Origin of the sequence: Spirillospora sp. NPDC049024, from assembly GCF_040649235.1 — a bacterium.
Lineage (GTDB): Bacteria > Actinomycetota > Actinomycetes > Streptosporangiales > Streptosporangiaceae > Spirillospora.
Genome location: NZ_JBEZFD010000011.1, coordinates 188,379 through 209,935, shown reverse-complemented (window position 1 = coordinate 209,935; position 21,557 = coordinate 188,379). Strand labels below are relative to the sequence as shown.

The window sequence follows — 21,557 nt, the reverse complement described above, 5'->3', positions numbered from 1 at the left end:
GCTCGCCTAACCGTCCTCCTCCGGGCGGGACGGCTCCTCGATGTAGGAGGCGATTCCCCGGATGAGCAGGTCGAGGCCGAACTCGAAGCGCTCGTCGCCGCCCTCCGAGGTGAGCTCCTCCCCCATCTCGGAGATCATGGGGTAGCGGTCCTTGGGCAGGGCGGCGAAGTACTCCCGGATCTGCTCGATGTACGCGTGGAGGTGCGCCCACGGGTCCTCCGCCCCCGCGGGGGCCTTGGCGTGGTAGACCGTGTCCTCGATGGCGTCGGCGTCGAGGAACATGCCGAGGGTGTCCACGGCGATGGCGGCGATCCTCTTCGGGACGCCTCCGGCGCGCATGAGGGCGAGCTGCGCCTCGGCGATGTCCAGCAGGTGGGGGCCGGTGGGGATGAGGCCCATCGACACCATCGCGATGTCGCGGTGCGAGGTGTAGACGCGGCGGATCTCGGACGCCAGCTCCTTCAGCTGCTCCTGCCAGCGCGCCGGGTCCGGGACGGGGAGCCGGACCTCGGCCGCCACCCGGTCGAGCATCAGCTCGCGCAGCTCCTCCTTGCCCGAGACGTGCGCGTAGAGGGACGCCGGTCCGGTGCCGAGCTCCTGGGCGACCCGGCGCATGGTCACCGCCTCCAGCCCCTCGGCGTCCAGGACGCGGATCGCCGTGTCGACGATGAGCTCCTGCGTGAGCGGCTGCCTGGCCGGCGCGGGCTTGCGCGGCCGGCGACCGGGCGGCGTCGGCATGTCCGGGCGTGCGGCTCGGCCGGATCCAGCCACGTCGGGACCTCCCAATCTCGCGATACATCTTGACTATCGCGAATCGCGATATATCTTCTCTATTGCAGAGAGGATTCCTCGAACACGAACATCGTACTTGACACGAACAGCGTTCGCCCATAGAACGTTGTTCGTAGACAACGAACACTGTTCCCCCGGAGTTCACGATGACCGACACGATCACCTCCCCCTCCCGGGGCACCGCGGACGCCGGCTACCGCTGGCGCTGGGTGGCCCTGTTCGTGATCCTCGCGGGCGAGGTCATGGACATGCTGGACGCGTTGATCACCAACATCGCGGCCCCCACGATCCGCGCCGAGCTCGGCGGGTCGGCCGCCACCATCCAGTGGCTCGCCGCCGGCTACACCCTCGCCATGGCCGTCGGGCTCATCACCGGCGGGCGCCTCGGCGACCTCTACGGCCGCAGGCGGATGTTCCTCGTCGGCGCGGCCGGCTTCACGGTCGGCTCGCTGCTGTGCGGCGTCGCCGTCTCGCCCGGGATGCTGATCGCCGCCCGCGGCATGCAGGGCCTGTTCGGCGCGCTGATGCTGCCGCAGGGCATCGGGATGATCAAGCAGATGTTCTCGGAGAAGGAGATGGGCGCGGCGTTCGCCATGTTCGGGCCGGTGATGGGGCTGTCGTCGGTCGGCGGCCCGGTGCTGGCCGGCTGGCTGGTCGACGCCGACCTGTTCGGCACCGGCTGGCGGATGATCTTCCTGATCAACCTGCCGCTGGGCGCCGCCGCCGTGCTGGCCGGGCTGAGGTTCCTGCCCACCGGGCGCGCCGAGCACGCGTCCCGCCTCGACCTCACCGGCGCGGCCCTCGCCTCCCTCGGCGCCGGCCTGCTGGTCTACCCGCTCGTCCAGGGCCGCGAGCACGACTGGCCCGCCTGGACGTTCGCCATGATGGCCGCCTCCCTGGTCGTCTGGGGCGTGTTCGCCTGGTACGAGGTCCGCATGCAGCGCTCGGGCGGCGACCCGCTGATCGTGCCGAGCCTGTTCCGCAAGCGCGGCTTCACCGGCGGCCTCGTCGTCGGCCTCGTGTTCTTCTCCGGCGTCGCCGGCCTCGGCCTGGTGCTGTCGCTGTTCTTCCAGCTGGGGCTCGGCTACTCCCCGCTGAAGGCCGGGCTCGCGCAGATCCCCTGGTCGGTCGGCATCGTCATCGGGTTCGGCGTCATGCAGGCCGTGCAGCGGCTCGGCCGCAAGCTGATCCACGCGGGCGCCGTCATCATGGCCGCCGGGATCGCCGGGCTCTACTTCACGCTCCAGTACGCCGGGACCGACGTCACCCCCTGGCAGCTCGTCCCCGCCCTGACCGTCACCGGGCTCGGCATGGGACTGCTGATGGGGCCGTTCTTCGACACCGTGCTGGCGGGCGTCGAGCCCGAGGAGACCGGCTCGGCGGGCGGCACGCTCACCGCCGTCCAGCAACTCGGTGCCGCGCTCGGCGCCGCCGTCCTCGGCACGGTCTTCTTCGGGCTGCTCGGCGGGCACGTGGCATCGGCCGCGGACGACGGCGCCGCCGGCCTGCGCCGCGACCTCGCCGCCGCGTCCGTCCCGGCCGCGCAGCAGGAGCGCGTCGTGGACGGCCTGCGCGACTGCGGCCGCGACCGGGCCACCGCCAAGGACGCCGCCGCGGTGCCCGCGTCCTGCCACCGGCTCGAAGAGGACGTGAAGGCCGCCGTCGCCGCCGCACCGCAGTCGGCGCCCGCCGTCCAGAAGGCGGTCGCCGAGGCCGGCGGGCACGCGGCCAGGACCGGGTTCGGCGACGCCATGAAGATCACGCTGTGGGTGGAGGTCGGGCTCCTCGCCCTGACCTTCCTGGTGACGTTCCTGCTTCCGATGCACGCGCGGCCGGAGGAAGAGGCCGCCTGACCGAAGCGGGAGGGCCCGCGCCGGGACTCCCCCGGCGCGGGCCCTCCGCCGTCCGATGGCGCGCCGCCGTCAGACCTTGCTCTGGACCTCCGAGGCCAGCAGCTCCAGGTGCTCCAGGTCGTGCATGTCGAGGACCTGCAGGTAGACGCACTCCGCGCCCAGCTCGCCGAACTTCCCGATCTTGTCGACCAGCTCCTGCGGCGTGCCGGCGAGGCCGTTCTCGCGCAGCTCGGGCACCTCGCGCCCGATGGCCTCGGCGCGTCGCCGCACCTCCGCCTCGTCCCGTCCGCAGCACACGACCTGCGCGGCCGAGTAGACGATCGGCTCGGTCCGGCCCGCCTCGGCGCACGCCGCGCGGACGCGCTCGAACGCGCCGCCGGTGTCCTCGACCCCGTGGAACGGGACGTTGTACTCGTCGGCGTAGGCGGCGGCGAGGCGCGGCGTCCGCTTGGCCCCGAACCCGCCGATGATGATCGGCGGACCGCCCGGCCGCACGGGCTTGGGCAGCGCGGGCGACCCGGTCAGGGTGTAGTGCTCGCCGCTGAAGGAGAAGGTCTCGCCGGACGGCGTCCCCCACAGGCCGGCGAGGATCTGCAACTGCTCCTCAAGCCGCTCGAACCGCTCGCCCAGGCTCGGGAACGGGATGCCGTACGCGGTGTGCTCCTCCTCGAACCACCCCGTCCCGAGGCCGAGGTCGACCCGTCCGCCGCTCATCTGGTCGACCTGCGCGACCGAGATCGCCAGCGGCCCCGGGTACCGGAACGTCCCGGCCGTCACCAGCGTGCCGAGCCTGATCCGGCTGGTCTCCCGGGCTATCGCGCCCAGGGTGATCCACGAGTCGGTCGGGCCCGGCTCACCGCTCACGTCGCCCATCTTGACGAAGTGGTCCGAGCGGAAGAACGCGTCGAAGCCGAGGTCCTCGGCGGCCTTGGCCACGGCCAGCTGCGTCTCGTAGGTCGCCCCCTGCTGGGGCTCGGTGAAGATTCGAAGTCGCATGCTCCCATCCTCGTACGGATCCCGCCGGGGTCGCGCCGCGGGCGGCGCTTACGGACGGTCAACCTCCGCAAACTCCTGCGCCCTATGAGCAAAGGCTGTTAAATCGCCAGGAACCCGACAACCCCCGACACATGGAGCTGACATGGCTGTCTTCGGCGTCGACTACGCGTGGGGCCGCCCCGGCGCGTCCGCGCTGAAACGCGCCGGGGCGAAGTTCGCGTGCCGCTACCTGTCGCACGACACCACCGGCAAGAACCTGACCCGCAAGGAGGCCGACGAGCTGTCCGCCGCGGGCATCTGGCTGGTGGTCGTCTGGGAGTCGACGGCCAAGCGGCCGCTCGCCGGACGGTCCGCGGGCGCGACCGACGCCCGTGACGCCGCCGCCCAGGCCAAGGCGCTCGGCATGCCGGACGACCGTCCCATCTACTTCGCCGCCGACTGGGACGCCACCTCCGGCCAGCAGGACGAGATCAACGCCTACCTGGACGGCGCGGCGAGCGTCCTCGGCCGCGACCGGGTCGGCCTCTACGGCGGCTACGGCCCCGTCAAGCGCGCCTTCGACGCCAAGAAGATCGCCTTCGGGTGGCAGACCTACGCGTGGTCGGGCGGCAGGTGGGACGCACGCGCCCAGCTCCAGCAGTACTCCAACGACCACACGATCAACGGCGTCGGCGTCGACTACGACCGCGCCGTCAAGAGCGACTACGGGCAGTGGCGCGTCGGCGTCTCGCCCGAGGGAGAGGACGACATGCCCGACTACGTGTCCGTCGGCACCGGTGGCGACCACCAGGAGCTGCCTCCCGGCAAGTGGACCGAGGTCACCTGGAGCAAGGAGTACTCCGACAAGGAGCACCAGCACAACGACCCGGGCGGCCCCAGCCTGCTGACCGGGTCCGCCCGCTACAGCCTGTCGGTGAGCGCGGCCCTGAGCGGCGTCCCCGCGGGCACGCTCATCCAGGCCCGGGTGGTCGAGGTCGCGGACGGCGACGCCTCCGACTACCAGATCGGCCCCGTCCAGGACTACATCTCCGTCGGCGACGTCACCAACCTCGTCTACGGCCTCGCCGCCGACACCGTCGAGGCGGGCAAGCGCGTCCGCTTCCAGCTGCTCCACCAGGGCGCCGCCGCCGCGACGATCTCCAAGGCCAGCGCCAAGGTCTTCTTCTGGCGGTGACTCAGAAGTCGTCGTTGATGTAGGGCGCCGAAGGAACGGCCAGGGCGGCCGCCAGCCGGGCGGCCGCACCGGCCGTGTGCTCGGCGACGGCCCCGATCCGGGCCAGGGTGACCGGACTCTGGCCGCCCAGATAGACGGCCGCGAGATCGGCCGCGCTGAAACTCAGGTCCGGGGCCTCGGAGGTCGACTCGCAAACAGGCGCCGCGCCGGTCTTGAGCATCCAGCGCCCCGCGTTCGCCGGAATCCTCGAATCCTCCACCTCCAGGACGAAGGCGTCCTCGGTGGCCCAGGAACGGGCGCGCAGAGCCGCCGGCACGTCGATCAGCCGCAGCCACAGGGCGCCGAACTCCCTCTTGACGGTGACCCGGTCGGGGTCGGCGACCATGTGCGGGAGCAGGTCGTCCACCGGACGGCCCAGCGCCTCGACGCGGGACGTCAGGTCGATCGACGCCAGGAACCCCCAGAGCGCGGCCTCCACCTGAGGCGTGTCGGCGACAAGATCGACCACCCTGACCGTCCCCTCGCGGACCCGGTAGACCGCGTAACCCTCCGGGTGGACGACGATGCGCGGCGCGGTGTACCCGGGCGAGTCCCGGTCGACCGGCCGCAGGATGGCCCGCGCCCACCAGTCGGGATCGCGCACGAGCCCTCCCGGCCGCAGCGAGCGCCGGTGGATGGGATCGAGCACCTCAGGCGCGGACGCGGCATCGACGAGCCGCAGCGGCCGGTCGTCCGGGGTCGTCCGGAACTCCAGCGGACGCGACGTGTCCACCTCCAGGTCGATCGCCCACGTGGCCTGCCCGAACCCGTACCGCCCGTAGATGGCGCCTTGCGACGCCCAGAGCGCCGCCACCGGACGCCCCGCCGCGATGGCGTCGGCGTCCATCCGATCCATCATGGACGTCAGGATCCCCCGGCGCCGATGCGTGGGCAGCACCCCGACGAACGTGATCGCCGAGCAGTCGAGCACCGCTCCCGGGACCGCGAGCCCCATCGGCATGGCCGCCAACTGCCCGACCCTCGTGTCGCCGTCATAGGCGCCGATCCGCTCGGCACGGGTGAGCGGCCACCCGTCCCGCTCGGGGTCGCCGTCGTCCATGGGGAGGTGGAACACCATCCCCGCGAAGTCGACCATGTCGCGAGCATCGGCCTCGGGCACGTCCCTGATCTCGGTCACCCTTCCACGCTAAGCCGCACCGCAACCGATTTTCCGAGGTCAGCCCCGTACGAGGGTGGCGAAGCACTCCCTGTGGAGAGTGCTCGGAAAAGCGTGCTGCTAGGAAGTGCGGAGGTTGCCGGGGTTATCAGCCATGCGCAGTAGGCGCGTCGCTCGTGCGCGTCAACTGCTTCAAGCGTTGGCGACGCTGCGGTGTGGTCCGGTGTGGGCGGTTTGAACCGCGCGGTGAGGTCATCACCCATGCCCCGGTGCCGTCACCGCGCAGGCTCCGCAAAAACATTCGCGTACCACAGCCCAGCCAGGCAGGCCGGGTTAAGCTGCGGCGTCGTAGAAGGGGCGAATGTCACCGTTGGGCGCGAAGCGAAACCCTAACGTCCAGTCACTGAACTTTCTGGTGACGGGGTCGGGATGTTCGTGCAGGCGGGCCAGTAGTTGCTCGGAGAGGTCCGCCTCCGCAGGGGTGTCGACGAGGCGCGGTTGAGCGGTGACGGTGAGCAGGTAAACCAAAGCGCGGGCGACAGGGTAAAAAGACGATTCGGTCTTCTCCGCCAGGTCGCGCAAGGTGGGCTCCAGCGCAGTGCGTATCTGTTTGGCCTTGGCTTCGGCGCCGACGGCGCCGAAACAGTCGCCGATAGCGAAGAGGGCGGCGTGTGTCTCCGAAACCAGGGGGAGGGTCGGGCCGTCGGATTTGAGCCGCTCGTGCAGACGGTTGGTGTGAGTGGTGAGGGTGCGTTCGACGCCACTGTCGCGGTGCTGGAGGAAGCCGAGGGCGAACAGGGCCCGGCATCGCAGCCACGACTCCGCTTTGGAGTGTTTGAGAACTTTGTCGAGCGCTCGAGTCACCGGCTGTGCCCAGCCACCGGTCAGCAGTGTGTCGATGGCTTGGCGCCGGTGCACGCCGGCGTTCTGCAGTAGCGCATGGACGAACAGGGTGATGGTGGCGTTCTGGATGTTGCTGGGCAGATTCTGCTTTCGCAGGTAGTCGGTGGCGTCCTGGACGACGACCTGGCAAGGGTCGTCGATGGCACGCAGATCGTTGCAGACGGGCAGTTCGTGCTGCATCAGGTAGCGTAAAGTCGCCGCTACCCAGCGGAGTCCCGTCGCCGCCTCGGGATGCTCCGCCTCGTTCTCGAAGTCGTTGATCATTTGCTGCAGTTCGCCTTCGACTTCGTCGCGGGAGTGTCCGCGGCCGTCGAGGGTGCGTTCCCACAGGCCGAGCGTGGCGGTACCGCGCTCACGGACCGTTGCCCTGGTGTTACGAGCCCGGGTGAGCAGGAGCCGCTGGATGGTCGCGGCATTGGGCACCGTCCAGGGCGCCGGAAGGCTGATGATCATCTCGAGATCCAGCGAACGGCCGGGATAGACGCTCCGTTCGCGGAGCTCCTCGGCGTCCTCCAGCATCTGGGCGACCCAGACGCTCAGTTCGTCGGCGATCGGCGAATCCTTGCTGATCTTGACCAGTTTGGTGATCGTCCGCCAGACCCTGAATCCCAGTGGCATCTCATGCAGCTCACGCTCGAGAACGTCCTCCATCTCGTCGAAAGCGAAGCCGGCGAGGCTTCCGAGCAGCACGAGGGCGTCGATGTTCCGGGGAGTAGGGGGCGCCGCCCCGATCAGGATCAGCTTGGCGACCAGTCGCTTAATCTGCTCTCTGTAGCGGCTGCGGACCTCGTTGACATGCCCGGTGTTCTGCACCGCCCAGAATGTCGACAGCAGCGCCGACGCATGGGTTAGTACCGCGATCTCGCTGTCCAGCGGAGTGTCCAGCAGCTTGCTCGTCCAGGTGGGAGGGATCTTGGCGGCCAGGCTGGTGCGGCCCGTCAGCCCGCGGAGGCGGACGGCGAGGGAGCTGAGGCCGCCGGTACGGTCCAGCTCGGGAGCGATGCCCACGATGACCTCGTCGAGCTCCTGGAGATGGCGATCTTCGAGCTTCCCGTTGAGCAGGGTCGAGAAGTTCGGTGGCTTGATGCTCAGAGCTCGGGCGACCGCGCCCTGCGAGACCCCGTGATGGCGCATCAGCCAGGCGAGGTTCGCCAGTGTGGCATAGGAGATCAGCTGGTCTGCTGATCGAATATCGGTGATCTCAACCTCACGCAACGGCATTATGGTGATGTACCACCACCGTTATAAGTCAATCATCACTCCTTATGCGGGAAGATATGAGTCACCCCTGGACAGCGCAACACATTGCGTTTCTGACCTGCGACGATGCGCCGGAGTTAGTCTGCCGTGAAGGGGTTCAAGAGGGTTGACTGGCCGATGCCGGTCATGCAACCTGGACGGAACTAAAAGGTCATCGGGGCTCCCTTTCAAAGGCTCGGAGAGCGCCGATGGGACAGAACACTTCCGGGGAGCGACCATGCAGACTGATCGACCGGCTCGGGCATCAGCGATCGAGACTTGTGCCGATCCGGACGAGCAGTGGTGGTACTGCTTCTTCTGCGAGCGGTCCTGGCCGATGGAGCAGTGGCGGCACTCCGTCCAAGGCGCCGATCGTCCGAGCGCCTCCTGGCGCAGCAATCACTACTGCCCGAACGGACACGAGCACGCCGGAGTCGGCCCACACGTATGGCGTGTACCCCGCACCAGTACGGCTCATCGCGCTGACGGCTCGCGGATCACTCCGTTCACCCTGCAGGGAACCGGGGGATGCGGAGGGAGGGAATGAGAGCGGCGCAGCGGGACGGCCACGGAAGGCCATTGACGTGAGCATGGTGGTCCACGAGTACCGATATCCGGCGAGGTGAGGCCTCACCGCTTCACTGGCAAGGCCTCACCTGATCCACAAGTCGGCCGGACGGCCTGGGGAGTGGGTCTCATCTGCGTCCCCCGCGCCCGGTGCACCGGGCCTCTGATCTAGATCACGTAGACCTTGTGAACGCTCTTGTCCGGTTCGATGACCGCGATCTGATTACCGGCCGCAATCTCGTCCTCGAGAAACTTCCAGACCTTGATGGCGGTCCGCACGCCTTCGGTGATCGACAGACCCTTTCTCTCCACCAGCTGACTGAAGATCTCTGAGATCTCCGGGCTGAGGTTCACCGAGAGCCGGACCGGCCGCTCCTTGCCCTGCTGCTTCTTCGTCGTCCTGTCCTTCGCCTGGGGGGTGGACTTCCCTGTGGGCGATGCCATCAGATGCCTCTCCCGGACTCCGTCTTCCGAACGGTCGCGATCTTCATGGCTTTGATCATAGGAACCCGGCAGTACATGGCCGGTGTGCGCGGTGGAGACAGAAAGGCCGCCGACCGCGCTCACCTGGCGCGCCGGTGCCATCGGTATGGCGCGCCGGCCTGCAGGCGGCGCGTGAGCAGACGATCCATGACAATCGGTCCTCCGATCTTGGAACTTACGCAGGGTGGCGCTGATCTCACCTTGTGCACACTAGGAGTGTGGGCCTGGTACGCACCACCTCCAAGTGAAGAACGGTCTAGTTACATAGAAATTACGTGCTGGATACGCCTGGAAGGCGTACACGCGACGTGCTCGCACACATACTGCCTGATCGGAGCCTGCAGATCCACTCACACAGCCCATCAACTCAGACACGGAGGGCAATATTCCCGCCCTCACCTGCAGTTATGTTGTCCATAACGATCACAGTAGATCACCAGACACCGCTAGAGATGCCCCGACATCCAACGAGACATCGATCACAGTCGTACTGGGTGATGAGGTCTTGCTCATCGCATCACCATCTGATGTGGTTTTCATGTGTACTGAAGTACACTCTCGCCATCAACGAGAGGGCCGATCGAACCGGCCTCCGTCCAGCATCCGCTCACAAGCTCGACACGCCCGCCCCTGAAGGGTGCGGCAGGTGCGACCACGATTCCAGGGCCACCGTGCCGTCACCGACTCGACGGGACACCGACCGGCTGCTCACCCTGCAGCCCCCAGGAGGCCAACCCATGTCCGACAAGTCCACTCGCGCCGGGAGTGGCAGCCCGGCGGAGAAGAAACCGGCGCGGGGACCGATCAAGAAGCTCAGAGAGATCGTTCAGCGCAGAGACCTCATCAGCGAGGACCCGCCCCCCGTCGAAGGGACCTCCGCGGAGCCGATCGGCCGGGGCGAGGACCTCGGCCACGTGCGCAAGCAGCGCCAGTGGTTCGGGATCGGCCTGTTCGCGCTGCTGGTCCTGATCATTACGGCGGACCTGATCGGAGCGGCGATCCTGTCCGGCGAGGAGTGGGAGCGCTTCAGTGGCGAGATGCACGACGTTCGCGCGTGGATCTTCTTCATCGTGGGCTCCGTGGTCGGCTTCTACTTCGGCCGCTCGCAGAACTAAGCACCCTCGCGACACGAGAACACGACCGGCCAGACTTCCCCACACGGCGAGTCGCCACGGGCTCGACCATCGTCCGTCGAATGGTCGAGCCTTCGTGTGTCACCACCACGGGGCGCGCGTTGCGCGCCTGACCGGAATAGTCCCGCCGGTGGAGTTATGGCGCTCAGGGCGGCGGTCAGCCCCGTACGAGGGTGGCGAGGCACTCTACGTGGTGGGTCATGGGGAAGGCGTCGAAGGCTCGGAAGGACTCCAGGGTCCAGCCGCGGTCGCTGAAGTAGGCGAGGTCGCGGGCCAGGGTGGCGGGGTCGCAGGAGACGTAGGCGATCTTGCGGTCGGCGAGGCGGGTGATGTGCTCGACGACCTCGCGGCCCGCGCCGGTGCGGGGCGGGTCGAGGACGACCACGTCGGCGCGGCGGACCTTGGCGCCGCCCTGGTGGCCCGCGCCGCGCTTGTTCTGCGTGCGGGAGCCCGAGGACGCGCGGCCGAACTCCAGGTCGGCGACGACCTCCTCCACGGGGCCGCGCTCGATCGAGACGTTCGGCAGGTCGCGCAGGTTGAAGCGGGCGTCGCGGACGGCCTGGCCGTCGGACTCGATGCCCACGACGAGTCCGTCGTCGCCGACGCGCTCGGCCAGGACGCCGGCGAACAGGCCGACGCCGCAGTACAGGTCGAGGGCGATGTCGCCGGGCTTCGGTTCGAGGGCCTCGAGCACGGCGTCGGCGAGCAGTTGGGCGGCGCCCGGGTGCACCTGCCAGAAGCCGCTGCCGCTGACCTGGTAGAGCCGTCCGGAGACCTCTTCGCGGACGTACGGGAGGCCGGCGCCGGGTTCGGGCTTGCCGCGCACGAGGCGGACCGGGACGTCCAGGCGCGGGACGCGGATCTTGCGGCGGTCGCGGCCGCGCAGCACGACCAGGCGGTCGCCCGTGGTCGCCGAGACCACGCCCTCGACGCCGGACGCGCCCGGCCAGCGCTTGCGCTCGATGCCCATCAGCTCCACGCCGGGGTGGGCGATCAGGCACTCGTCCACGGGCTCGATGTCGTGCGAGCGGTGCTTGCGCAGGCCGACGACGCCGGAGGAGACGGAGAACTGGACGCGGGTGCGCCAGCCGAGCCCCGGCGGGGGCGTCACCTCGCCGTCGACCGGGTACGGGACCTCCTCGACGACGACCGTGCGGGTGATCCCGGCGAGCCGTTCGAGCTGCTCCTGCACGACCGCGGCCTTGAGCGCCCGCTGGGCGGGCAGGGAGGCGTGCTGCCAGTCGCAGCCGCCGCACCGGCCGGGGCCGGCGAACGGGCAGGGCGGCTGCACCCGGTCCGGCGACGCCTCGATGATCTCCACGGCGTCGGCGCGGAGGAAGTTCTTCGTGCGGTCGGTGACGCGGGCCCTCACCCGTTCGCCGGGCAGGGCGTGCCGGACGAAGACCACGCGCCCCTCGTGCCGGGCGACGCAGAAACCGCCGTTGGCGACGTTGCCGACCTCCAGTTCGAGGACGTCGGGTTCGAGTTCAGTCACGGTCCGAAACACTACCGGCACCGGGGCGTGCCCCGGTCCGCGGCGGGCGCCGCGACGAGCCCGGCCCCGGCGGCTCCTTGCGTCCCTTGAGGCGGTCGGAGGACTGCAGCTGCCACGCGACGCTCGTCACCATCACGCCGGGCTGGAACAGCAGCCGGCCCTTCAGCCGCAGCGCGCTCTGGTTGTGCAGGAGCTGCTCCCACCAGTGGCCGACGACGTACTCGGGGATGAACACGGTGACGACGTCGCGGGGGCTCTTGCGCCGGATGCCCTTGACGTAGGACAGCACCGGACGGGTGATCTCCCGGTACGGCGAGTCGAGGATCTTCAGCGGGACGGGGATGTCGAGGGCGTCCCACTCCTCCTGGAGGCGCTGCGACTCCTCGGCGTCCACGGCCACGGTCACCGCCTCCAGCGTGGAGGGGCGGGTGGCGCGGGCGTAGGCCAGCGCCCGCAGCGTCGGCTTGTGGATCTTGGAGACGAGCACGATGCCGTGGTTGCGGGCGGGCAGCGCGACGTCCTCGCCGGAGGGCACCAGCTCGGCGGCGACCCGGTCGTAGTGCCGCCTGATCGCCTTCATCAGCAGGAACAGCAGCGGCATCGCGATGCAGACGATGTAGGCGCCGAGCGCGAACTTGGTGATCAGCACGACGACCAGGACGATGCCGGTGAGGGAGGCGCCGAAGGCGTTGATCCCGCGGGAGGTGCGCATCCGGCGGCGCTGCGCCGCGTCGTCCTCGGCGGCGAGGAGCCGGTTCCAGTGCCGGACCATGCCGACCTGGCTGACGGTGAACGACACGAAGACGCCGACGGTGTAGAGCGGGATCAGCCGGCTGACGGACGCGTCGTAGGCGTAGATCAGCAGCCCGGCCATGGTGGCCAGGATGATGATGCCGTTGCTGTAGGCGAGCCGGTCGCCGCGGGTGTGCAGCTGGCGCGGCAGGTAGCGGTTGCGCGCGAGCACCGAGCCGAGCACCGGGAACCCGTTGAACGCGGTGTTGGCGGCGAGGAACAGGATCAGCGCGGTCATCGCGGTGACCAGCGCGAACCCGGGGGTGAAGTTGCTGAACACGGTGTGCGCCACCTGGGCGATCACCGGGTCGGCGTCGGTGACCGGCTTGCCGGTGGACGGGTCGATCAGGTGGCTGCCCTGGTCGGGCTCGGCGAACTTGGCGTCGGTGATGTAGGCGAACGCGGTCACGCCGCCGAACAGCGTCATCGCGACGAGCCCGAGCATCAGCAGGGTCGTGGCGGCGTTCTCGCCCTTGGGCTTGCGGAACGCGGGCACGCCGTTGCTGATCGCCTCGACCCCGGTCAGCGCGGCGCAGCCGGAGGAGAAGGCCCGCAGCAGCAGGAACACGAGGGCGAACCCGGCGAGGCCCATCTCGTCGCCGCGGACCTCGTAGTGCGCCGTCTCGGCCTCCAGGTTGGTGCCCGCGGCCAGGCGGACCAGGCCCCACGCCAGCATGCTGAAGATCGCGAACATGAACAGGTACGTCGGGATCGCGAAGGCGACCCCGGCCTCCTTGAGGCCGCGCAGGTTCCCGAGGGTGAGCAGCACGACGATGGCGATCGCGACCAGGACCTCGTGCGGCTGCATGAACTTCAGCAGCGCGCCGAGGTTCTCCACCCCGGACGACACCGACACCGCCACGGTCAGGACGTAGTCGACCAGCAGCGCGCTGGCCACGAGGACGCCCCAGTTGTCGCCGAGGTTGGTGGTGGCGACCTCGAAGTCGCCGCCGCCGCTCTGGTAGGCCCGGACGTTCTGCCGGTAGGAGGCGACCACGGTCAGCAGGATGACCACGACGGCCGCGGCGAGCCACGGGGTGTAGTGGTACATCACCAGGCCTCCCGCGCCGAGCGCGAGGAGGATCTCCTGCGGGGCGTAGGCGACCGACGAGAGCGCGTCGCTCGCGAAGACGGGCAGCGCGATGCGCTTCTTCAGCAGCTGCTCGTGCTGCTGGGCGCTGCTCAGCGCGCGGCCGAGGAGGAGCCGCTTCGCGAGGTCCGGAACCTTTGACACGCAACGAGACTCTAGCCGCTGCGGACCGGGGCGGATCCCCGGGCCGCCGTCCGCTTCGGGGGGCGCCGGGACGGGCGGCGTCGCCGCCCCCGGGGAATGCTGGTTGGGTAGTACTCGCCTGGGCGGATGTGTAGGTTTGCAGCCCGGCAGGGATCATTCACAGGAAACGGTCCTCGGGTGCGGCACGGTGTCGGCGGCGAATGCCGTGCACGGCGCGGGGGGTACAGGGGGCGCGTCCTCCTGGACGGAAGAGGGAACGGCCGTGCATATCGTGATCATGGGATGCGGGCGGGTCGGCTCGACGCTCGCCCACATCCTGGAGGACAAGGGTCACTCGGTGGCCATCATCGACCAGAGCCCGGAGGCGTTCCGCCGGCTGCGCAGCGGGTTCCGGGGCCGCCGCATCACGGGGTTCGGGTTCGACCGCGAGGTGATCGCCGAGGCGGGCATCGAGCGCGCGTCGGCGTTCGTGGCCGTCAGCAGCGGCGACAACTCCAACATCATCTCCGCGCGGGTGGCGCGCGAGACGTTCGGCGTCGACAACGTCGTGGCCCGGATCTACGACCCGCGCCGGGCGGAGGTCTACCAGCGCCTCGGCATCCCCACGGTCGCGACCGTCCGGTGGACGGCCGACCAGATCCTGCGCCGCCTGCTCCCCGAGGGCGCCGAGCCGCTGTGGCGCGACCCGACCGGCGCGGTCGTCCTCGCCGAACTGGACTCCGGCCACCTGTGGGTGGGCGAGAAGGTCGGCGCGCTGGAGGAGCACGCGCGGACCCGCGTGGCGTTCCTGTCCCGCATGGGCGAGGCGCTCGTCCCCGAGCGGGACACGGTGATCCAGGACGGCGACATCGTGCACATCATGGCCGAGGCCGACGATCTGGAGCGGGTCAACGCCGCCGTCGCGGCGCGAGACGGAGAGGACGCCTGATGCGGGTCGCGATCGCGGGGGCCGGCGCGGTGGGCCGGTCCATCGCCCAGGAGCTGCTGGAGAACGGCCACGAGGTGCTCCTGATCGACAAGAGCCCGAAGGCCATCAAGGTGGAGATGGTGCCGCGCGCCGAGTGGCTGCTCGCCGACGCGTGCGAGATCTCCGCGCTGGACGACGCGGCGCTGGAGCGCTGCCAGGTCGTGGTCGCCTCGTCCGGCGACGACAAGGTCAACCTGGTCGTGTCGCTGCTGGCCAAGACCGAGTACGGGGTCCCCCGGGTGGTCGCGCGGATCAACCACCCGAACAACGAGTGGCTGTTCAACGAGTCGTGGGGTGTGGACGTCGCGGTCTCCACCCCGCGGCTGCTGTCGGCGCTGGTCGAGGAGGCCGTCAGCGTCGGCGACCTCGTCCGGCTGATGACGTTCCGCCAGGGCGAGGCCAACCTGGTGGAGCTGACGCTGCCCGACGACGCCCCGCTCGGCGGCGCGCGGGTCGGCTCCGTGGACTGGCCGCGCGACACCGCCCTGGTGGCGATCCTGCGGGAGGGCCGGGTGCTGGTCCCCTCGTCCGACGACACCCTGGAGCCGGGCGACGAGCTGATGTTCGTGGCCAGCCAGGACGTCGAAGACGAACTCGCGGAGCTCCTAGGCGGCAGGTAGGGCTAGGCGGGCTCTTCGCTCTCGGCCGGAGCGCCGCCCCGGATGGGGGTGCGGCCGCGGGTGAGGAGCCAGACCATGGCGGCCAGGGCGGCGACCTGGAGCGGCCAGCCCATCGCGATCTTGGCGGTGCCGAGCAGGCCGCTCTGGTCGCCGTCGGCGAGGTAGATCGGGTACTGGACGGCGACGCGCACGGCGCAGGGCAGCACGAGCAGCCAGGTGAGCCGGGAGCACAGCCTCACGATGCCGGGGTCGGACCGCCAGGCGGTCGGGTCGCCGGTGACCGATCCGATGATGAAGCCGACGATCGGCCAGCGCACCGCGATCGAGAAGATCATCGCGGCGCCGTAGCCCGCGTTGAGCAGGATGCCGGGCAGGAAGGCGTTCTCGGCCTTGCCCGAGCGCAGCGCGAAGAACGCGGCGATCGCGATGCCGAACAGGCTGTTCAGGACGAACTGCGGGCTGGAGCGCTGCGCGAGCCGGACCAGCAGCAGCAGCACCGCGGCGCCGACCCCGGCGCCGACGGCGAGCTTGACATCCTCCGCGGCCATGTAGGTGCCGGTGAAGGCGATCGTCGGCACCGCCGCCTCGACCATGCCGCGCACGCCGCCGAGCGCCTTGTTGAGCTGGGCCCGGACGGCCGCCTCGACGGTGTCGTGGGCGGCGGCCTCCCGCGCGGTGTCCGTTTCCAGTTCGCTCACGTCGCTCTCCCGGCGGCTCGTCGCGGCCTCACGCGCCGCCGCGCAACTCGTATCGCGGATTGAACATGACCTTGCGCCCGTCCTGCTCGCTCACCAATCCCTCGGCGCGCAGCCGGCGCCCCGGGTCGATCCCGGCGATCTTGCGGCGGCCGAGCCAGACCAGGTTGATCACATCGGTGCCGTCGTAGAGCTCGGCCTCCAGGGCGGGGGCGCCGCCCCGGGGACGGAGCGTCACCGTACGCAGCGTACCCGCTACGCAGTGCCGCTTGCGCGTGCCGCACTCGGTGATCGGCGTCGCACCCTCGTCGCCGGTGGTCTTCTGCAGCTCCTCGGCCTCGAGCTCGGCCTTGCTGGACGCCATGCGCCGCAGAAAGCGCCGCAGCCCGCCCTTGCCGCGCTCCCGCTCGCGGGGCTCCGCCCCCGGCGGCGTGCTGGCCGAAACCTCGTCCATACCTCGAAGCGTATGGCATCCCCGGACGAAGCGGACCCCTTGCCCCGCCGCCGGATCGAAGCCGGTTCCACTGTGGAATGAAGCATTCCGTTCTACTATTATCGGAACAGAGCATTCCGCTCCAAGTGGAAGGACGGATCATGACCGCCACCCTCGAAACCCCGGCCGCCGGGACCGGGACCCGCCCCGGCGACGGCGCCGCGCAGGCCCCGCGCCGCTGGCTCGGCCTCTCGGCGATCCTGGCCGCCACCCTGCTGAACCTGCTCGACTCCACCGTGGTGAACGTGGCCGCGCCCGCGATCCGCGCGGACCTCGGCGGGTCGTACTCCGCGCTGCAGTGGACGGCCGCCGGCTACACGCTCGCCCTCGCGGTGGCGCTGCTGACCGGCGGCCGGCTCGGCGACATGTTCGGGCGGCGGCCCGTCCTGCTCGCGGGGGCGGCCGGGTTCATGGCGATGTCGGTGGCGTGCGCGTTCGCCTGGTCGCCGGAGAGCCTGATCGCCGCCCGGGTCGCGCAGGGGCTGTGCGCCGCGGTGATGGTCCCGCAGGGGTTCGGGCTGATCCGGGACCTGTTCGGCCGGGACACCGGGAAGGCGTTCGCGCTGTTCGGGCCGGTGATCGGGCTGGCCACCATCCTCGGTCCGGTGGTCGCGGGCCTGCTGATCGACGCCGACCTCTTCGGCACCGGCTGGCGCGCGATCTTCCTGGTGAACGTGCCGGTCGGCGCCTACGCGCTGGCCGTGGGCGCCCGGGCGCTGCCCGCCCCGGCGGCCGCGGACCGGTCGGGCGGCCTGGACGGCGCCGGGATGCTGCTCGGCGGCCTCGGCATGAGCATGCTGGTGTACCCGCTCGTCCAGGGCCGCGAGCTCGGCTGGCCCGCCTGGTCGCTCGCGCTGCTCGCCGGCTCGGTCCCCGTCCTCGCCCTGTTCGCCCTGCACCAGCTGCGCCGCACCCGCCGGGGCCGGACGCCGCTGGTCCGGCTGAGCGTGTTCGCCAACCGGGCCTACGCCTCCGGGGTCCTGTTCGTCATCGTCTTCTTCGGCGCGATCGCCGGGTTCTCGCTCGCCACCGGCCTCTTCCTCCAGCTCGGCCTCGGCTACACGCCGCTGGCCGCGAGCCTGGCCATGTCGTCCTGGGCGGTCGGGGCGTTCGCCGGGTCGGCGTTCAGCGGCATGACCATGACCAGGCTCGGCCGCAGGATCCTGCACCTCGGCCTGGCGCTGATGGCCGCGGGCCTGACCGCCCTGTACGCGGTGTTCGAGGCGGTCGGGACGGGCGTCGGCGGCTGGCACCTGGCCGCGCCGCTGCTGCTGTTCGGCGCCGGCATGGGCATGATCTTCGTCCCGCTGTTCGACGTCATCGTCGCGGGCATCGCCGACCACGAGGTGGGCTCCGGCTCGGCCGCGCTGGAGTCGGTCCAGCAGCTCGGCGCGTCCCTCGGCATCGCGGTCCTCGGCACGGTCTTCTTCGGGGCGATCGGCGCCCCGGTGGCCGGGCGCTTCCTGGCGCCGGCCGCACTGGAGGCCGCGGAGCAGGTCACCGCCCTGACCGCCGGCCTCACCGCCGCCGCGTTCCTGATCGCCTTCCTGCTCCCCCGAGGCGCCCGCGCGCACTGATCCCACCCGGTCCCGCGCCCGGCCCGCCGTCCGTCAGGGGCGGCGGGCCGGGCATCCGCGCGGCCGGCCCGCTCCGCCCTCCGGACCGGCACCGATGGTCGAGATGTCGACGCTCGGCGGACAGATGATCACGGTCGCCGGTACCGTGCGCGGATGATCACTCCTGTGGAGGGCGGCCCGTACCGGTGCGCCCTGGTCATCCAGTGGGAAGACGAGGTCGACGACTCGCTCCTGAGCGCGCTCGCCGACGCGACGGGCCTGACGTTCGCGTACTACGGAAACGGCGGTTTCGGCGGTGAGACGCTCGCGGACGTGTACGTCGACGACTCGGGCCGGAACCTTCTGATCGAGGTGACGGCCGACGAGGCCGAGGCGAAGGCCGTGTTCGTCCGCGCGGAGTCCGCGGAGAAGGCCGTCGCGATCCGGGCGGTCGTGGGCGAGCACTTCGAGGTCTGGACAGAGCAGACGCTGCGCGCGCAACTGGAGGAGGATCTCCCCGAAGGGCCATGGGCGCTCATCCCGATGATGATGGCCACAGGCGGCGCGGAGCCCGCTCCGGAGACCGCGGACCTGCTGCAGCGCGCTCTCGGCCACGGTGATGACAAGGTCCGGTCGGCGGCCGAGTACGCGCGGACGGTCGCCGCGGAACTGGTCCATCCGCCGGTGGTGATGCGGGAGGCGCCCCGGGAGCGGCCGACGGGCGTCCTCGCCCCCGCGCGGCCGGTGGAGGGCGAGGAGGACTGGGTCACGGTCCGGCCGGGGACCCCGGGCCGGACCATCCCACGCCCGGTCTTCTGGGTCCGCCTCGCCACCGATGACGCCGAGAAACCCGCCGTCTGGGCTTATACGGAGAACTGGAACATCGCCGTCATCGGCAGGGACACCGACGGCTCGGGCTGGAAGGAGGCCATTTACACGACCATGGACGAGGGGACCGCCCTCCACATCGTCGAGCACCCGGCGCTCGGCACCGTCGTCCATATCGCCGCGCACGGGACGCACGCCGAGGCGACGGCCGCAGCGCTCCGGGAGGCCCTCGGCGGCGAGATCCTGGACGGGCCGCCGTCCGGTCTGGAACGCACGGCCCCGTGACTCTGCCGGGGAGCGGCGAGTCGCCCGACCGGGGGTGGGCGGTTCAGGCGGTCGCGAAGCGGAAGGCGGAGATCGCGATGACCGCCGCCGCCACCGCCCAGTAGGCGCCGGAGGCGAAGGCGACGGCGCGGACCCGGCGGGCCTCGGGCAGGGCGGTGAAGGTGAGCAGCCAGGCCAGCAGCGGCAGGACGAGGATCGCGTGCATCGTCACGAAGTGCGCCGGCTTCAGCGCGGCGACGACGTGGTAGGCGGCCTGCTGGTCGCCGGACCGCACCGTCGTGACGCCGCGGGCGATCATCGCCGCACCGGAGGCCAGGGCGAGCACCAGCGCGGCGAAGCCGGAGCGGACGGCCAGCCGCATGCTCGGCGCGACCTCCTCGTTCCGGCGGAAGGACGCGACCGCGAGCGCGACCAGCGTGACCACGAGGACGCCGCCGCCCGCCGCGAGCATCCGGGTGACGGCCGTGTCGAACGCCGTCTCCTCGTTGAAGTGGGACGGCACCTTGCGCCACGCCTGGAGGGTGATGAGGGCGACCTCCACGACGCAGTCGGCCGCGAACACGCCGAGGATCGCGGTCCGCGCGCGGTCGCCGAGCCGGACGGACACGCTGACCCACGCGATCGTCAGCAGCGTCAGGCCGAACGAGAGCCCGAAGGTCACGGGCTTGCGCCACGACACCGGCCCCGTCCACGGACCGCCGTCCACCGCGAACACGGCCAGGTGCAGCAGGCCGGAGGCCATCAGCGCGGCGCCGATCGCGTAGGCGGCGCGCTCGACGCGCCGGCCGTCCGTCCAGGGAGCCCCCGGTCCCTGGACGGCCGCCGGGAACGCGCCGCGGGAAGCCTCCACCTGTCCGGCCATGGTCGGCCCCCTTTGAAGTGAGTGAGTGCTCACCCAGTATGGACGAGCACCCACGCGCGGGACAAGGGAGGCGGTCAGCGCAGGGCCGCCTCCACGGCCGGGACGGCGATCGCGCGTCGCGTCGCGGCCCAGCTCGTCACGCCGGTCAGGACGGCGGCGAGGGCGACCACCGCGAGGAACGTCCCGACGTTCCCGGGCGGGACGGCGGAGTCGCGGCGGGCGAGGCCGAACGCCACGATCGTGAAGGCCGAGGCGACCGTCCCGCAGACCACGCCGGTGACCGTCAGCACCGCCGACTCCAGCGCGGCCGCGGTGAGCACCTGGCGCGGGGTCGCGCCCGCGAGCCGGGTCTGGCCGAACTCGCGGCGCCGGTGCGCGGTCGCCGCGATCAGCGTGTTGACCAGCATGATCGCCGTGAACAGCACCACCATGCCGATGACGACGAAGTTGAGCGTCTCGATGCCCTTCTGGTCGAGCGTCTTGGAGAGGCCGGCCGCGTCCATCGCCTCGTTCTCGATGGCCTGGGCGTAGAGCGTGCCGACCGCGGTCCCGACGAACAGGATGATCGGCGTGACCGCGGAGGCCAGGGCGCCCGCCCGGCGGCGCATCGTGGCCGCCGCGAGGTCCCCGGCCGCGCCGCCGAGCGCCCGCATCGGCCCGGCCGCCAGCGCCGTCGCACCGCGCATGATCGCCGGCGCCAGCAGGGCCAGCCCGATCCCGGCGAAGATGTCGGCCTGCCCGGAGGTCGCCATGGCGTCGCTGCCCTTGCCGTCCATCACCGTGAGCGTGGTGACCACCTCGCCGACGGCGACCAGCAGGAACAGCACCGCGAACACGATCCGCTTCCGGCTGAGCCGCGCGTCCCCGATGGCGGCGGCCGTCATCGACTCGGTCACCCGGACGCGCGTGGCGCGGCGCGCGGTGATCAGCGCGGCGGCGACCGCGGACACGAGCGTCACGCCGATCCCGAGCGACAGCGCGGCGGGGCCGAAGCGGTAGCCGATGTCCGCGGGGACCTGGTCGGTGCCGTGCAGCAGCCCGAGCAGGGCACGGCCGGCCGGGTAGGCGGGCACGACCGCGAGCAGCGCCGCCGCCGCGGCCAGGCCCGCCGCCTCGCCGACGATCATCCGGGCGAGCTGCGCCGGGGTCGCGCCGACGCTCTTGAGCAGCGCGATCTCCGACGCCCGCTGCCGCACCGACAGGGTCAGCGTCGAGGTCACCGCGAACACCACCAGCAGCAGCCCCCAGCCGCCGACGACGGACGCCATCGTGACCAGGGTCTCCCGGGCCTCGCCCGTCGCCCCGCTCGCCTCGGCCGTGTCGAGCATCGAGGCGAACGCCATGATCATCGTCGCGCCGAGGAACATCGCGAGGAAACTCGCCGTGAAGGCGCTCGCGCGGCGGCGCAGGGAGCGCAGAGCCAGCTCGACCATG

The 21,557-nt window shown here is 70.8% G+C and carries 18 protein-coding genes; 7 read left to right on the top strand and 11 right to left on the bottom strand.

All coding sequences use genetic code 11. From position 1 onward, the window contains the following. Positions 1-6: 6 nt before the first annotated feature. Entirely contained in the window at positions 7-771 is a 765-nt protein-coding gene (locus tag AB0C21_RS21960) for a TetR/AcrR family transcriptional regulator C-terminal domain-containing protein (protein ID WP_500206482.1), read from the bottom strand. A gap of 167 nt (positions 772-938) precedes the next feature. Here AB0C21_RS21960 and AB0C21_RS21955 point away from each other — a divergent pair, with 167 nt between their 5' ends. After that, positions 939-2,645, top strand: a complete 1,707-nt coding sequence (locus AB0C21_RS21955; protein WP_500206480.1) for an MFS transporter — start codon at positions 939-941, stop codon at positions 2,643-2,645. 69 nt (positions 2,646-2,714) lie between these two features. Here AB0C21_RS21955 and AB0C21_RS21950 read toward each other — a convergent pair whose 3' ends face one another. Further along, positions 2,715-3,641, bottom strand: a complete 927-nt coding sequence (locus AB0C21_RS21950; protein ID WP_500206478.1) for an LLM class F420-dependent oxidoreductase — start codon at positions 3,639-3,641, stop codon at positions 2,715-2,717. Positions 3,642-3,783: 142 nt separating this feature from the next. Here AB0C21_RS21950 and AB0C21_RS21945 point away from each other — a divergent pair, with 142 nt between their 5' ends. After that, positions 3,784-4,815, top strand: a complete 1,032-nt coding sequence (locus AB0C21_RS21945) for a glycoside hydrolase domain-containing protein (RefSeq protein ID WP_500206476.1) — start codon at positions 3,784-3,786, stop codon at positions 4,813-4,815. Position 4,816: 1 nt separating this feature from the next. Here the strand turns inward: AB0C21_RS21945 and AB0C21_RS21940 are convergent, their stop codons facing one another. The 3 genes from AB0C21_RS21940 to AB0C21_RS21930 form a co-directional block, all read right to left on the bottom strand. After that, the gene (locus AB0C21_RS21940) at positions 4,817-5,992 is read right to left on the bottom strand and encodes a GNAT family N-acetyltransferase (protein ID WP_500206474.1); all 1,176 of its coding nucleotides are present in this window, start codon (positions 5,990-5,992) and stop codon (positions 4,817-4,819) included. Positions 5,993-6,304: 312 nt separating this feature from the next. Beyond that, on the bottom strand, positions 6,305-8,095 hold the full coding sequence (locus AB0C21_RS21935) for a helix-turn-helix domain-containing protein (protein WP_500206471.1): 1,791 nt from the start codon (positions 8,093-8,095) through the stop codon (positions 6,305-6,307). Positions 8,096-8,848: 753 nt separating this feature from the next. Then, a complete protein-coding gene (locus tag AB0C21_RS21930; RefSeq protein WP_500206469.1) occupies positions 8,849-9,247 on the bottom strand; it encodes a ribbon-helix-helix domain-containing protein in 399 nt (132 codons plus the stop codon). A gap of 653 nt (positions 9,248-9,900) precedes the next feature. On the opposite strand from AB0C21_RS21930, the gene AB0C21_RS21925 reads away from it, so the two are divergent. Beyond that, positions 9,901-10,278 (top strand): hypothetical protein, encoded by a 378-nt coding sequence (locus tag AB0C21_RS21925; RefSeq protein ID WP_500206467.1) that lies wholly within the window; start codon positions 9,901-9,903, stop codon positions 10,276-10,278. 175 nt (positions 10,279-10,453) lie between these two features. Here AB0C21_RS21925 and AB0C21_RS21920 read toward each other — a convergent pair whose 3' ends face one another. Both AB0C21_RS21920 and AB0C21_RS21915 read right to left on the bottom strand, forming a co-directional pair. Then, entirely contained in the window at positions 10,454-11,791 is a 1,338-nt protein-coding gene (locus AB0C21_RS21920; RefSeq protein ID WP_500206465.1) for a class I SAM-dependent RNA methyltransferase, read from the bottom strand. Then, positions 11,784-13,817, bottom strand: coding sequence for an APC family permease (locus AB0C21_RS21915; RefSeq protein WP_500206463.1), 2,034 nt, complete (start codon positions 13,815-13,817; stop codon positions 11,784-11,786). Before AB0C21_RS21915 ends, AB0C21_RS21920 begins: the two co-directional genes overlap by 8 nt. 262 nt (positions 13,818-14,079) lie before the next feature. Here AB0C21_RS21915 and AB0C21_RS21910 point away from each other — a divergent pair, with 262 nt between their 5' ends. Together AB0C21_RS21910 and AB0C21_RS21905 are read left to right on the top strand one after the other, a co-directional pair. Next, on the top strand, positions 14,080-14,745 hold the full coding sequence (locus AB0C21_RS21910) for a potassium channel family protein (protein WP_149262315.1): 666 nt from the start codon (positions 14,080-14,082) through the stop codon (positions 14,743-14,745). Then, complete coding sequence (locus AB0C21_RS21905) at positions 14,745-15,404, top strand: potassium channel family protein (RefSeq protein WP_149262314.1); 660 nt, start codon at positions 14,745-14,747, stop codon at positions 15,402-15,404. Before AB0C21_RS21910 ends, AB0C21_RS21905 begins: the two co-directional genes overlap by 1 nt. 2 nt (positions 15,405-15,406) lie before the next feature. On the opposite strand, the gene AB0C21_RS21900 is transcribed toward AB0C21_RS21905, so the two are convergent. Beyond that, positions 15,407-16,102 (bottom strand): DUF3159 domain-containing protein, encoded by a 696-nt coding sequence (locus AB0C21_RS21900; protein WP_500206460.1) that lies wholly within the window; start codon positions 16,100-16,102, stop codon positions 15,407-15,409. A 28-nt stretch (positions 16,103-16,130) separates the two neighbouring features. Continuing rightward, complete coding sequence (locus AB0C21_RS21895) at positions 16,131-16,553, bottom strand: OB-fold nucleic acid binding domain-containing protein (protein WP_149262312.1); 423 nt, start codon at positions 16,551-16,553, stop codon at positions 16,131-16,133. Between the two features lie 140 nt (positions 16,554-16,693). Between AB0C21_RS21895 and AB0C21_RS21890 the strand changes: the two genes are divergently transcribed. Together AB0C21_RS21890 and AB0C21_RS21885 are read left to right on the top strand one after the other, a co-directional pair. Next, positions 16,694-18,169 carry an MFS transporter gene (locus tag AB0C21_RS21890; RefSeq protein ID WP_500206458.1) on the top strand — a complete coding sequence of 492 codons (1,476 nt, stop codon included), beginning with the start codon at positions 16,694-16,696 and terminating at the stop codon, positions 18,167-18,169. Between the two features lie 153 nt (positions 18,170-18,322). Continuing rightward, positions 18,323-19,261: a hypothetical protein gene (locus AB0C21_RS21885; protein WP_500206455.1), complete on the top strand. Its 939-nt coding sequence runs from the start codon at positions 18,323-18,325 to the stop codon at positions 19,259-19,261. Positions 19,262-19,304: 43 nt separating this feature from the next. On the opposite strand, the gene AB0C21_RS21880 is transcribed toward AB0C21_RS21885, so the two are convergent. Together AB0C21_RS21880 and AB0C21_RS21875 are read right to left on the bottom strand one after the other, a co-directional pair. After that, a complete protein-coding gene (locus AB0C21_RS21880) occupies positions 19,305-20,123 on the bottom strand; it encodes a hypothetical protein (protein ID WP_500206453.1) in 819 nt (272 codons plus the stop codon). Between the two features lie 74 nt (positions 20,124-20,197). After that, the gene (locus tag AB0C21_RS21875) at positions 20,198-21,556 is read right to left on the bottom strand and encodes an FtsX-like permease family protein (RefSeq protein ID WP_500206451.1); all 1,359 of its coding nucleotides are present in this window, start codon (positions 21,554-21,556) and stop codon (positions 20,198-20,200) included. Position 21,557 lies beyond the last annotated feature (1 nt).